Below are 13881 nucleotides of genomic sequence, written 5' to 3' on the forward strand. Positions count from 1 at the left end.
CCGGGCAACGAACCAATGGCGGTTCGGGTGTCCGTGGATAAAGGCGTCCTGCAGTGTGTATGCACTGTCGGGCGCTTTTTTTTTGCGCATGGTGGAGCGGATATGGGCGACAAATTTTCAATTTCCCGGCGGCGCTTGCTGCAGGCAGGGGCCGCGCTGGGCGGCGCGATGCTGCTGCCGGGCGTGATGCAGGCCGCCTGGGCCGGCGGCTCGGACAAACCGGAGCAAACCCGCGTGCGGGTCGGATTTATTCCGCTGACCGATTGCGCGCCGCTGGCCATCGCCGCGGCGAAGGGGTTTGACCAAAAATATGGCATCACCCTGGTGGCGAGTAAGGAAGCCAGCTGGGCGGCGGTGCGCGACAAGCTGGTGGCCGGCGAGCTCGACGCGGCGCATATTCTCTATGGCCTGCTGTACGGCCTCGAACTGGGGATCGCCAGCAAGCCGCAGGCGATGGCCAATTTGATGACCCTCAACCGCAATGGCCAGGCGATTACCCTCTCCAGCGAGCTGCAGGAGAAAGGGGTGACCGACCTCGGCGGGCTGAAGCGGCTGATCGACCGCAGCGCGCCGGGCAGTTACACCTTCGCCCATACCTTTCCTACCGGCACCCATGCCATGTGGCTTTACTACTGGCTGGCGAGCGCCGGCATCGATCCCTTCAACGATGTGCGCACCGTCGTGGTGCCGCCGCCGCAGATGGTGATGAACATGCGCATCGGCAATATGAGCGGCTTTTGTGTCGGCGAGCCGTGGAACGCCCGCGCTATTAACGACCGTATCGGCTTCACCGCGGCCACTTCCCAGGATATCTGGCCCGAGCATCCGGAAAAGGTGCTGGGCACCCGTCGCGACTGGGTGGAACGCAACCCGAACACCGCCCGCGCGCTGGTGGCGGCCCTGATGGAGGCGCAGCGCTGGATCGCCGCCTCGCCGGAGAACACCCGGGAGACGGCCCGCCTGCTCGCAAGACGCGGCTGGCTCAATACCAAGGAGCAATACCTCACCGGCCGGATGCTTGGAGAGTATGACAACGGCCTTGGCCGCCGCTGGCAGGATGCCCATCCGATGCGCTTCTGGGCCGGGGGCGAGGTGAGTTTCCCGTGGCTGTCGGACGGGATGTGGTTCCTCACCCAGTTCCGCCGCTGGGGGTTGCTGAAGCAGGCTCCGGATTACCTCGCGGTGGCGTCGCGCATTAACCGCATCGATGTCTGGCAGGCTGCCGCCCAGGCGGTAGGAGGGATCAGCGCGCCGGCAGCCAGGATGCGCAGCAGCACACTAATGGACGGGACGGTATGGAACGGGTCCGACCCGGAAGGCTACGCCCGCCATTTCTCTATTCAACGTAAGGGGGCATGAGATGAAGCAGGCACAACGTAAGCAACCGGTCGTCAGCGTGGACAACGCGCCTGGCGAAGTGATTATCCTGCCGCCGGTGCAGGTCCGGTGCACCACGCCGGCCGTCACGCGCTGGCTGCGTGAGCTCACCCAGCGCCTGCTGCCCCCGCTGTTGGGGCTGGGAGTGCTGCTGCTGGCCTGGCAGCTGGCGGCGATGCATAGCAAAGGCTTTCCCACGCCGCTGAGCACGCTGGACTCGGCGCTGACCCTGTTTGCCGATCCGTTCTATCAGGACGGGCCCAATGACATGGGCATCGGCTGGAACGTGCTGGCCTCCCTGCAGCGCGTGGCGGTGGGCTTCGGCCTGGCGGCGCTGGCGGGCATTCCGCTGGGGTTTTTGATCGGCCGTTCGCTGTTCTTCGCCCGCATGTTTAATCCGCTGATTGCTCTGCTGCGCCCGGTCAGCCCGCTGGCCTGGCTGCCGATTGGCCTGCTGCTGTTCCAGAAGGCGGAGCCGGCTTCCAGCTGGACCATTTTTATCTGCTCCATCTGGCCGATGGTGATCAACACCGCGGAGGGTGTGCGGCGGATCCCGCAGGACTATCTCAACGTCGCCCGCGTCCTCCAGCTCTCGGAGTGGACGGTGATGCGCAAAATCCTCTTTCCGGCGGTGCTGCCGGCGGTGCTTACCGGCGTGCGCCTCTCCATCGGCATCGCCTGGCTGGTGATCGTGGCGGCGGAAATGCTTACCGGCGGGCTGGGGATCGGCTTCTGGATCTGGAACGAGTGGAACAACCTCAATGTGGAGAACATCATCATCGCCATCGTCATTATCGGCGTCGTCGGCCTGCTGCTGGAGCAGGGCCTGATGCTGCTCGCTCGCCGCTTTAGCTGGCAGGAAAAATAAGGAGCCAACATGAAACCATTAATTCAGGTGCAGGCCGTCAGCCAACGCTTCAACACCGCCAGCGGCGAGTTCCTGGCGCTGCAGAATGTCTCCTTCGATATCGTCGAAGGGGAGACCATTAGCCTGATCGGCCACTCGGGTTGCGGAAAATCGACCCTGCTAAACCTGATCGCCGGGATCACCACCCCTACCGAGGGCGGACTACTGTGTGATAACCGGGAAATCGCCGGTCCCGGGCCGGAGCGGGCGGTGGTTTTCCAGAACCACTCGCTGCTGCCGTGGCTGAGCTGTTTCGACAATGTGGCGCTGGCGGTGGATCAGGTGTTCCGTCGCACCATGAGCAAGAGTGAGCGCCGGGAGTGGATCGAACACAACCTGGCGCGCGTACAGATGGGTCATGCGCTGCACAAACGTCCCGGGGAGATCTCCGGCGGCATGAAGCAGCGGGTGGGTATCGCCCGGGCGCTGGCGATGAAGCCGAAAGTGTTGCTGCTTGATGAGCCCTTCGGCGCCCTGGATGCGCTGACCCGCGCCCACCTCCAGGACACGGTGATGCATATCCAGCAGGAGCTCAATACCACCATCGTCATGATCACCCACGACGTTGATGAAGCGGTGCTGCTCTCGGATCGGGTGCTGATGATGACCAACGGTCCGGCGGCGACGGTCGGCGAGATCCTCGCGGTCGATCTGCCGCGTCCGCGCCACCGCGTTCAGCTGGCGGACGACAGCCGGTATCACCATCTGCGCCAGCAGATCCTCCATTTCCTGTATGAAAAACAGCCGAAAGCGGCGTAAGGAGGCGGTCATGACGCGGCGACTGGTGGTGATCGGTAACGGCATGGCGGCCACCCGGCTGGTGCAGCGGCTGGTTGAGCGCGACCCCGCGCGGTTTGCCATTACCGTCGTCGGCGACGAGCCGCACCCGGCCTATAACCGCATTCAGCTCTCGCCGCTGCTGGCAGGTGAAAAAACGGCGGCGCAGATCCCGTTGCTGCCGGCGGAGTGGTACACCCGGCACGGGGTGTGCCTGCGGTCTGGCGAGGCGGTCGATGAAGTCGATATTCAGCAACGGCGGCTGCGCATCGCGGAAACCTGGCTGCCGTGGGATGAGCTGGTGTTCGCCACCGGTTCGCGGCCCTTTATCCCGCCGCTGCCGGGCATTGATCGTCCGCAGGTTATGCCCTTCCGCACCCTGGCGGACGTGGAACGTATTCTGGCGATACCCGGCCCGGCGGTGGTGATTGGCGGTGGCGTGCTGGGGGTGGAAGCGGCGGCGGCGCTGCGTCGTCACGGCGGAGAGGTCACTCTTCTGCATCGCGGCAGCGGATTAATGGCGCCGCTGACCGACGCTTTTGCCGCCGATGAGCTCAGGCAGCAGCTTGAAGCGCGCGGCATTCGCTGCGTGCTGGAGTGCCGCATCGCCGCCATCGACGCCGATGGCGTGCGGCTGGCGGACGGGCGCGTATTCCGCGCCGCCAGAGTGGTGCTGGCTACCGGCGTGCAGCCTGACAGCCGTCTGGCGGCGCAGTCCGGCGTGCTGTGCCAGCGGGGGATCGTGGTCGACCGTCAGATGGCCTCCTCGCTGCCGGGGATCAGCGCCATCGGCGAATGTTGCGAAATTGACGGCCAGACCTGGGGACTGGTGGCTCCCTGCCTGCGTCAGGCCGAGGTGCTGGCGGATCGCCTGTGCGGCGCCCCCGGCGAGGGCTTTGTCTGGCAGGACGCCGGGACCCGCCTGAAGGTCACCGGCATTGAACTCTTTAGCGCTGGCGAGCAGCAGGCCGGCGAACAGGATGACATTTATACCAGCTGGGACCCCATCGACCGCCACTATCGCCGCCTGATGCTGCGCGATGGCCGCCTGCGCGGCGTGCTGCTGATGGGCGACTGCACCGCCGCCGCCGCGCTCACCGCGCGCCTGGAAAGCGATGAGCCTGCCACCGTGGACTGGCTTTTTGACACCTCTTCAACGCAGCCGCAGGCTGCAGGAATAATGACGATGACGAAACCTGTATTAGTGCTGGTGGGACATGGCATGGTCGGCCACCATTTTCTCGAGCAATGCGTGAGCCGCAATCTGCATCAGCAATATCGAATCGTGGTGTTTGGCGAAGAGCGTTATCCCGCCTACGACCGGGTACATCTCTCCGAGTATTTTGCCGGACGCAGCGCCGAGTCGCTGTCGCTGGCGGCCGGGGACTTCTTTATTGAACATGGTATTGAACTCCGCCTCGGCGAGGCGGTGGCGACCATCGACCGCGAAGCACGGCTGGTACGGGACGCCGAGGGGCATGAAATCCACTGGGATAAACTGGTGCTGGCGACCGGCTCGTATCCCTTTGTTCCGCCAATCCCCGGTAACGATCTCGCGGGGTGCTTTGTCTACCGCACTCTTGACGATCTCGACCGTATCGCCGCCCATGCCGCCGCGGCGAAGAGCGGGGTGGTTATCGGCGGCGGGCTGCTGGGGCTGGAGGCGGCCAACGCCCTGAAACAGCTGGGGCTGGAGACGCAGGTGGTGGAGTTTGCCCCGAACCTGATGGCCGTCCAGCTGGATAACGGCGGGGCGGCGATGCTCCGGGAGAAGATTGTCGCCCTCGGCGTGGGGGTGCATACCAGCAAAGCGACCACCGCCATCGTGCGCGAGGCCGACGGCCTGCGGCTGAACTTTGCCGACGGCGGCGCGTTGCGGACCGACATGGTGGTCTTCTCGGCGGGGATCCGCCCGCAGGACGCGCTGGCCCGCGGCTGCGCGCTGCAGGTGGGCGAACGCGGGGGAATTCACATCGACGGCCAGTGCCGTACCTCTGACCCGGACGTGCTGGCGATAGGCGAATGTGCCCTGTGGGACAATAAAATTTACGGTCTGGTGGCGCCGGGCTATCAGATGGCGCGCATCGCCGCGGCCACTCTCGCAGGAGAGGACGCCAGCTTTAGCGGCGCCGACATGAGCACCAAACTGAAGCTGCTGGGGGTCGACGTGGCCTCGTTTGGCGATGCGCAGGGGCGCACGCCGGGCTGTCAGAGCTATCAATGGACCGACGGTCCGCAGCAGATTTACAAAAAAATCGTCGTCAGTCAGGACGGCAAAGCCCTGCTTGGCGGCGTGCTGGTGGGGGATGCCAGCGACTATGCCACGCTGCTGCAGATGATGCTGAACGGCATGGCGCTGCCGCCGCGTCCGGAGAGTCTGATCCTGCCCGCGCTGGAGGGAGCCGCGCCGAAGGCGCTCGGCGTCGCGGCGCTGCCGGACAGCGCGCCGATCTGCTCCTGCCATAACGTTAGCAAAGGCGATATCTGCCAGGCGGTGAACAATGGGGCGGGGGATATGTCGGCGATAAAAAGCTGCACCAGAGCGGCTACCGGCTGCGGCGGCTGCAGCGCGCTGGTGAAACAGGTGATGGAGTATCAGCTGGCGGAGCAGGGCGTCGAAGTGAAAAAAGACGTCTGCGAACATTTCCCGTGGTCGCGCCAGGAGATCTACCACCTGGTGCGGGTTAACCATATCCATACCTTCGAGCAGTTGATTAGCCGCTACGGCCAGGGGCACGGCTGCGATGTCTGCAAACCGCTGGTGGCCTCGGTGCTGGCCTCCTGCTGGAACGAGTACCTGCTGAAGCCGGCGCACCTGCCGCTGCAGGATACCAACGACCGCTATTTCGCCAATATCCAGAAGGACGGGAGCTATTCGGTGGTGCCGCGGATGGCGGCAGGGGAAGTGACGCCGGACGGACTGATCGCCATCGGGCAGATCGCCAAACGTTACCAGCTCTACAGCAAAGTGACCGGCGGCCAGCGCATCGACCTGTTTGGCGCGCGGCTGGAACAGCTGCCGGCTATCTGGCGCGAGCTGGCCGACGCCGGGTTTGAAACCGGCCACGCCTACGGCAAGTCGCTGCGCACGGTGAAATCCTGCGTCGGCTCAACCTGGTGTCGCTACGGCGTGCAGGACTCCACCGGGCTCGCGGTACGGCTCGAGCATCGCTATAAAGGGCTACGCGCCCCGCACAAAATCAAGATGGCGGTCTCCGGCTGCACCCGCGAATGCGCTGAAGCCCAGGGGAAAGATATCGGGGTGATTGCCACCGACAAAGGCTGGAATCTGTACGTCTGCGGCAACGGCGGGATGAAACCGCGTCACGCCGACCTGTTTGCCAGCGATCTCGACGAAGCGACGTTGATCCGCAGCATCGATCGTCTGCTGATGTTCTATATCCGTACCGCCGATCGCCTGCAGCGAACCAGCACCTGGATGGATAACCTGGAGGGCGGCGTCGCCTATCTGCGGCAGGTGGTGCTGGAGGATAGTCTTGGCATTGGCGAGGAGCTGGAGCAGGAGATGGCCCGGATCGTCGACAGCTACCAGTGCGAGTGGCAGACCACCCTCAACGATCCGCAGCGTCTGGCGCTGTTCCGCTCCTTCGTTAATAGCGACCAGCCCGACGAGGCTGTGCAGCGCCGCGATCTGCGCGGTCAGCCGCAGCCGCTGCTGACTGAGACGTTGCCCGAAGGCGAACTCCCATCCCGACCGTGGCAGGCGGTATGCGATCTTGACGCCATTCCGGCGCAGGCGGGGATCGGCGCCCGCTTAGGGGAGCGGCAGATTGCCCTGTTCCGCTTCGGCGAGCGGGTCTACGCCCTCGACAACCGCGAGCCGGGCAGCGCGGCCAACGTGCTGTCGCGTGGGCTGTTAGGGGACGTCGGCGGCGAGCCGGTGGTGATCTCCCCGCTGTACAAACAGCGGATACGCCTGCGCGACGGCTGGCCGTGCGACGGCGACGAACAGGCGGTACGCGCCTGGCCGGTGAAAGTAGAAAACGGCAAAGTGTGGGTGGGCAACCAGCAGCTGCTGGCTCGCGCGGAGGCCTCCTGATGAAGACCATCCGAACGACCTGCCCCTACTGCGGCGTAGGCTGCGGGGTGCTGGCGAGCGTGGACGACGCGGGGCAGGTGAGCGTGCGCGGCGACGATCAGCACCCGGCGAACCTCGGCCGTCTGTGCGTCAAAGGGGCCGCCTTAGGGGAGACCACGGGTCTGGCGGGGCGGCTGCTGACGCCGGAGGTCGACGGCCAGCAGGTAGCCTGGCCTCAGGCGCTGGCGGAAACCGCTGCGCGCCTGAGACAGATCATCGACCAGCACGGACCGCAAGCGGTGGCCTTTTACGCCTCCGGCCAGCTGTTAACCGAGGATTACTATGCCGCCAATAAGCTGATGAAAGGGTTTATCGGCGCGGCGAACATCGATACCAATTCACGGCTGTGCATGTCGTCAGCGGTCACTGGCTACAAGCGGGCCTTTGGCGCCGACGTGGTGCCCTGCAGCTACGATGATGTGGAAAACAGCGATCTGGTGGTGCTGGTCGGCTCGAACGCCGCCTGGGCGCATCCGGTGCTGTTCCAGCGGCTGGCGCAGGCGAAGCGGGATAATCCCCGATTGCGGATCGTGGCGATCGACCCCCGACGCACCGCTACCTGCGAGATCGCCGACCGCCATCTGGCGCTGGCTCCGGGAAGCGACGGCGGGTTGTTTGTGGGGCTGCTTAACGCCCTGGCTGAGGCAGGAGCCTGCGTCGATGGCTTTCGCGACGGCCCGCAGGCGCTGGCCGCCGCCCGCGGCTGGGACGTGGCGAGGGTGGCGGCCTTTTGCGGTCTGCCTGCCGATGAGGTGGCGGGATTCTATCGCGAGTTCATCGCCGCCCCGCGGGCGATCACCCTCTACACCATGGGAATCAATCAATCCGCCAGCGGCAGCGACAAATGTAACGCCATCATCAACGTCCATCTGGCCAGCGGGAAGTATGGCCGCCGCGGCTGCGGCCCCTTTTCGCTGACCGGTCAACCCAACGCCATGGGCGGCCGCGAAGTCGGCGGGCTGGCGACGATGCTGGCGGCGCACATGGATTTTGTGCCAGACGATCTGCAGCGGCTGGCCCGCTTCTGGGGGACGGAACGGCTGGCGCAGACCCCCGGGCTGACCGCCGTGGAGCTGTTTGCCGCCATTGGCCGCGGCGAGGTCAAAGCGGTCTGGATCATGGGTACCAACCCGGTGGTGTCGCTCCCTGACAGCCACGCGGTGAGCCAGGCGCTGGCCGCCTGTCCGCTGGTGATCGTCTCGGATGTCGCCGCCCAGACCGATACCGGACGTTTCGCCCACATCCGCTTTCCGGCGCTGGCCTGGGGCGAGAAGAATGGCACGGTCACCAACTCGGAGCGGCGGATCTCCCGTCAGCGCAGCTTTCTGCCGCCGCCGGGGGAGGCGAAAGCGGACTGGTGGATCATCGCCAGAGTGGGCCAGGCGCTGGGGTATCGCGAGGCGTTTGCCTGGCAGCATCCGCATGACGTCTTCCGCGAGCATGCGGCGCTGTCCGGTTTCGAAAACGACGGCCAGCGGGCGTTTGATATCGGCGCGCTGGCGGATCTCAGCCGTGAGGCGTGGGACGCCATGCCGCCGGTGCGCTGGCCGGTCAGCCGCAGCGAGGCCGCCTGGGATATCACGCGCGGCTGGCATGGCGATGGCAGGCTGCGGATGGTGCCGGTGACGCCTCAACCGACCCGGGCGACAACCGATGCCTTTTATCCGCTGATCCTCAACAGCGGGCGGATCCGCGATCAGTGGCACACCATGACCCGTACCGGCGCAGTGCCGCGGCTGATGCAGCATATCGCGGAGCCAATGGTGGAGGTGGCGCCGCAGGATGCCGTTCGCTATCAGCTTCCCGCTGACGGGCTGGCGCGGATCTGGTCGCGGCATGGGGTGATGGTGGCGAAAGTGGCGATCAGCGAAGGGCAGCGCCCCGGCTCGCTGTTTGTTCCGATGCACTGGAACAACCAGTTTGCCCGTCAGGGGCGGGTGAATAACCTGCTGGCCGCCGTCACGGACCCGTATTCCGGCCAGCCGGAAAGTAAACAGGCGGCGGTGGCGATCGCCGCCTGGCAACCGGCCTGGCACAGCGAGCTTTTTTGCCGCGAACCGCTACCATTTCCTGCGGCCTGGCATTGGCGGCGGCGGGCGGCGCCAGGCGTGCTGCACTACTCGCTGGCCGGGGAGGCATCTGCCCGACAGTGGCTCAGCGCGTGGTGCGCCCGGCGCGGCTGGCAGTTACAGGTGGCTGACGGCGGCGCGGTGTGGAACCTGCTGGCCTGGCATCAGGGAAGGCTGATGCTCGGCTGGTGGAGCGATGCGCGCGAGCCGGCGGTGGATTGCGCATGGATAAGCGCTGCCTTTGCCGCGCCGCCGTCCGATGCTGTCCAACGACATGCCTTGCTTAGCGGCCGACCGGGCGCCGCCGTCGCGCCGCGGGGGCGGATCGTCTGCAGCTGCTTTGGGGTGGGGGAATGGTCAATTAACGAGGCCATCGCCAGCGGCTGCGCCAGCGTCGGGGCGCTGGGTGGGAAGCTGAAATGCGGGACCAACTGCGGCTCTTGCGTGCCGGAGCTCAACGCGCTGCTGGCGGCGCAACGAACCCGGGCGTAACGGTGGCGCGCAGCGACGCCTCCGGTTGGGCGGCACCTTACCCAACCGGTTTCAGCTTATTCCTGGAATTGCCCACAGGGCTGCGGGAGCAGGGAAAAAACGATAAACTAACACTTCTATCCATTTTTGTGAGCTTGCGCAAACTCTGTTAATGCCTGTGTCGTTCCGTTTGTTGCCAACGTTGACCTTTCTCCTGCTGTTGCCGGGCGTTCCCGTCTGGGCGCTGACCGCCAGCGACACCACCCGCCCTGCGCAAGCGCAAGATCCGCTGCCCGATATGGGGATTGCTCCCCAGGTTGATGACGACGCCCGGCACTTTGCCGAAGTGGCGAAGAAGTTTGGCGAGGCCAGCATGAGCGACAATGGTCTGACGGCGGGTGAACAGGCGCAGCTGTTTGCCATCAGTAAAATCGGCAATGAAGTGAGTCATCAGCTGGAGAGTTGGCTCTCGCCGTGGGGCAACGCCAATGTCGACCTGCTGGTCGATAAAGAGGGGAAATTCACCGGCAGTAAAGGGAGCTGGTTCGTGCCGTTGCAGGATAACGACCGTTATCTGACGTGGAACCAGTACTCGGTGACCCGGCGCGAGCACGATCTGGTGGGCAACATCGGGCTTGGCCAGCGTTGGCGGGTCGGCGGTTGGCTGCTGGGCTATAACTCGTTTTACGATAAAGTGCTGAGCGAAAGCCTGGCGCGCGGCAGCGTTGGCGCCGAAGCGTGGGGAGAATATCTCCGCCTGTCGGCAAACTATTACCATCCGCTGGGCGACTGGCAGCTACGCGATAATCAGACTCAGGAGCAGCGGATGGCCGCAGGGTATGACGTCACCGCCCAGGCGCGGCTGCCGTTCTACCAGCACATCAACACCAGCGTCAGCGTCGAACAGTATTTCGGCGATAGCGTCGATCTGTTTCACTCCGGCACCGGCTACCATAATCCGGTGGCCGTCTCCGTTGGGCTCAATTACACCCCGGTCCCGCTGGTCACGGTGACCGCTAAGCATAAGCAGGGGGAAAATGGCGTCAGCCAGAACAATGTGGGCCTGAAGCTAAACTACCGCTTTGGCGTACCCCTTAAGCAGCAGCTTGCGGCAGACGAGGTGGCGATCAGCAACTCGCTGCGCGGGAGCCGCTTCGATAGTCCGGAGCGGGATAATCTGCCAGTGGTGGAGTATCGTCAGCGCAAAAATCTGACGGTCTATCTGGCCACGCCGCCCTGGGATCTGCAGTCCGGGGAGACGGTGCAGTTGAAGCTGCAGATCCATAGTCTGCATGGCATCAAGGCGCTGCACTGGCAGGGAGACACCCAGGCCCTCAGCCTGACGCCGCCGGTAGATGCCAGCAGCCCCGATGGCTGGAGCATCATTATGCCGGTGTGGAACAGTGAACCGGGCGCCGCGAACCGCTGGCGCCTGTCGGTGGTGGTGGAGGATAAACAGGGGCAGCGCGTCTCCTCCAATGAGATCGCCCTGGCGCTGACCGAGCCGCTGGTCAAGTTTACCACGCCAGGCGTCTCCTGGACGGACTCGCCTTAGAAGATTCGCTCCTGGTGGACCCATACCGCCGCTTCCACGCGGGATTTGAGCTTCATTTTCTTCAGCATGTGCTTTACGTGTACTTTGACGGTGCTTTCGGTGATATCCAGGCGACGGGCGATCATTTTGTTCGGCAGTCCCTGGGCTATCAGCTTGAGAATGTCGCGCTCGCGCGGGGTCAGCTGGCTGATGTCGCGATCGGAGGTGGCGCGGTTGGCGCGCAGGCTGGCGGCCAGCACCGGCGTTAATGCTTCGCTTAATACCATCTCTCCGGCGGCCGCCTGCTGCAGCGCTTTCAGCAGATCTTCCGGTTCCATGTCCTTCAACAAATAGCCATCGGCGCCGCGCTTCAGGGCGGTGACAACGTCCTCTTCATGGTTGGAGACGCTGAAGACCACTACCCGGCCAGAAAGGGATTTCTCACGCAGCTTATCCAGCGTCTCCAGACCGTTCATGCCCGGCATATTAAGGTCCAGCAGGATCAGGTCAGGATCCAGCGACTCGGCCAGCTCGATACCTTGCGCGCCATTGCTGGCCTCGCCAATCACCTGGATGTCCGGCGCCATGCTGATCAACTGTTTCACGCCGGTGCGCAGCATCGGATGGTCGTCAATGAGAAGGATAGTTGCCCGTTCCTGTTGACTCATGAGGGTCTCCTTATTGGATGGAAAACGTTTTTTCCGGGATAAACGTGACGATCACTTCGGTTCCACCGGTTTCCCGGCGTCGTACCTGACAGTCACCGCGCAAGCTCTGGGCGCGATCCCGCATAATAATTAAACCGTAATGGTTACTCCGTTCGGCGTGGTCCGGTACGCCGCGGCCGTTATCCGCTACCACCAGACGAACCTGATTATCGCGTTGTGACACCGTCACGGTTACTTCGGTTGCGCTGGCATGCTTCAGAGCGTTGCTCAACGCTTCGCGAGCGATCTGCAGCAGGTGGATCGCCTGATGCGAGGGCACAAAGCGCGGCGGGAGCTGGTAATCAAGCTGCACCGTAAAGCCGAAGTGGGCGCTGTACTCCTGACAGCTGGCCTCCAGCGCCGGGCGCAGCCCCGGCTCGGTCAACTGCAGGCGGAAGGTGGTTAACAGCTCCCGCAGCTGGGCCCACGAGGTATTCAGTTCGTTACGGATCTGCCCCAGCAGCTGGCGGCTTTCCGTCGGCAAGGCGTCGCCTTGCATCTGCAGACAGCTAACCTGCATCTTCATACAGGATAGCGACTGGGCGATGGAGTCGTGCAGCTCGCGGGCGATAGTGGCCCGTTCTTCCATGACGATCAGCTGCTGCTGCTTCTCCTGATGGCGGTCCAGCGCCAGGGTGCTGGTCAGCTGTTCCACCAGGGTATCCACCAGCTGCTGCTGATCGTGGCTGAGATGGCGGCCAACCGGCAGCGTCGCCAGCAGGATGCCGTACTGACTATGCGCATCCGACAGCCGCCACTTCAGCGTTGTTCCCCCATCCGGCAGCGGCGGCAGATTGCGTGGACAGAGGTAGCAGCCTTTATCATCACAGTCATCATCCGAGTGGCAGGTAAACTCCTGGTGATTATCTTCGTCTTCCAGGTCGTAAACCCGTACCTCGATATCGCGCAGCAGCGTCAGCCCCTGCAGGCCATTCAGTACCGGCGAAATACGTTCGCAGAGCGGGGCGCTGGAGTGCAGCCGGCGGTTGGCCTGCCATAAGAAAGCGAGGATCTCGTTCTTCTGCTCCAGTCCGGCAGTCTTCTCCTGCACCCGCCGCTCGAGCACGGCATAGCTTTCCGCCAGCTCTTCCGACATGTTATTCAGCGCCATGCCCAGGGTCGCCATTTCGTTGCGGCCGCTGATGTGCGCCCGCTGGGTGAAATCACGCTGGCTCACCGCGCGCGCCATGCTCAGCAGCTGTTTCCACGGCCGCAGCAGGCGGGCGCGTAGCCAGATGATAGTGAAGATCAGCAGCAGCGCCATACCAATGGCGAGGATGCGATGGATCCAGACCACCCGTTCGATACGCTGCTCGGTGGTGTGGTCGAATGCGGTGACCAACTGGTCGATACGATCGACAAAGTCGGCGACATCCTGGGCCACTTCCGCCTGATTGACTGCGCGCTGCATGCCGGGGGCCAGCGCCAGCTGCCAGTACTGCTGCAGGGCTTTAAGCTGGATTTCCTGGCCGTCGCGGCGGGCGGAATTTTGCAGCTCCGGGCTGAAGACGGTGGCGGTCATGTCCGCCACCAGTTTTTGATCGTTTTCATTCAGCGGGATCGCCGCCAGCAGCCGGTAGCTTTGCATACGCAATGAACCGGCCTTGTTAATGGCGTGCGCGCTGCCCTGCACGCCGTTCACCAGGCGCGCGGAGATCGCCATGCCGGCGACGCCAATAATCGTGGCGAGCAGCACGATTAACGCCAGTTGATTGACCAGCGTCAGCGGGGTAAAAAGGCGTTTTAACATGGAATGCGTGGCTCCTGACCGGTCATGTCTCCGGGAGTGGCGCTTATTCTCGACTATCCCCTGGAGTATACCCATACCCCCAAAGAGTTACTCCTTAATTGTCGGTGGTAGGCGATGTTAGGGGGGGGATTATACGCAACCCGGCAGCAGCGTGAAAAACCACACTTTTTTCCCCACCATTCTCTACTCA

8 protein-coding genes are annotated in these 13881 nt (G+C 63.9%); 6 read left to right on the forward strand and 2 right to left on the reverse strand.

Translation table 11 applies throughout. The features are described from left to right. The first annotated feature begins 102 nt into the window (after window positions 1-102). The 6 genes from AB1E37_RS09635 to AB1E37_RS09660 all read left to right on the forward strand — a co-directional run bounded on the left by AB1E37_RS09635 (window position 103) and on the right by AB1E37_RS09660 (window position 11255). Window positions 103-1359, forward strand: coding sequence for a CmpA/NrtA family ABC transporter substrate-binding protein (locus AB1E37_RS09635; RefSeq protein ID WP_004175561.1), 1257 nt, complete (start codon window positions 103-105; stop codon window positions 1357-1359). A 1-nt stretch (window position 1360) separates the two neighbouring features. Then, window positions 1361-2245, forward strand: a complete 885-nt coding sequence (ntrB, locus tag AB1E37_RS09640) for a nitrate ABC transporter permease (RefSeq protein ID WP_004898970.1) — start codon at window positions 1361-1363, stop codon at window positions 2243-2245. A gap of 9 nt (window positions 2246-2254) precedes the next feature. Next, window positions 2255-3043: an ABC transporter ATP-binding protein gene (locus tag AB1E37_RS09645; protein ID WP_004145418.1), complete on the forward strand. Its 789-nt coding sequence runs from the start codon at window positions 2255-2257 to the stop codon at window positions 3041-3043. A gap of 10 nt (window positions 3044-3053) precedes the next feature. Next, window positions 3054-7121: a nitrite reductase large subunit NirB gene (nirB, locus tag AB1E37_RS09650; RefSeq protein WP_004898968.1), complete on the forward strand. Its 4068-nt coding sequence runs from the start codon at window positions 3054-3056 to the stop codon at window positions 7119-7121. Next, a complete protein-coding gene (locus tag AB1E37_RS09655) occupies window positions 7121-9721 on the forward strand; it encodes a nitrate reductase (RefSeq protein ID WP_004898965.1) in 2601 nt (866 codons plus the stop codon). Before nirB ends, AB1E37_RS09655 begins: the two co-directional genes overlap by 1 nt. A gap of 151 nt (window positions 9722-9872) precedes the next feature. Next, on the forward strand, window positions 9873-11255 hold the full coding sequence (locus AB1E37_RS09660) for a YchO/YchP family invasin (RefSeq protein ID WP_002910201.1): 1383 nt from the start codon (window positions 9873-9875) through the stop codon (window positions 11253-11255). Here the strand turns inward: AB1E37_RS09660 and narL are convergent. Continuing rightward, window positions 11252-11902 (reverse strand): two-component system response regulator NarL, encoded by a 651-nt coding sequence (narL, locus tag AB1E37_RS09665; RefSeq protein ID WP_002910198.1) that lies wholly within the window; start codon window positions 11900-11902, stop codon window positions 11252-11254. The genes AB1E37_RS09660 and narL overlap by 4 nt on opposite strands. 10 nt (window positions 11903-11912) lie before the next feature. Then, window positions 11913-13691 carry a nitrate/nitrite two-component system sensor histidine kinase NarX gene (gene narX / locus AB1E37_RS09670; RefSeq protein WP_004175566.1) on the reverse strand — a complete coding sequence of 593 codons (1779 nt, stop codon included), beginning with the start codon at window positions 13689-13691 and terminating at the stop codon, window positions 11913-11915. Window positions 13692-13881: the final 190 nt, after the last annotated feature.

It is taken from the genome of Klebsiella sp. Shm-1 (assembly GCF_040804525.1).
GTDB classification, from domain to species: domain Bacteria; phylum Pseudomonadota; class Gammaproteobacteria; order Enterobacterales; family Enterobacteriaceae; genus Klebsiella; species Klebsiella pneumoniae.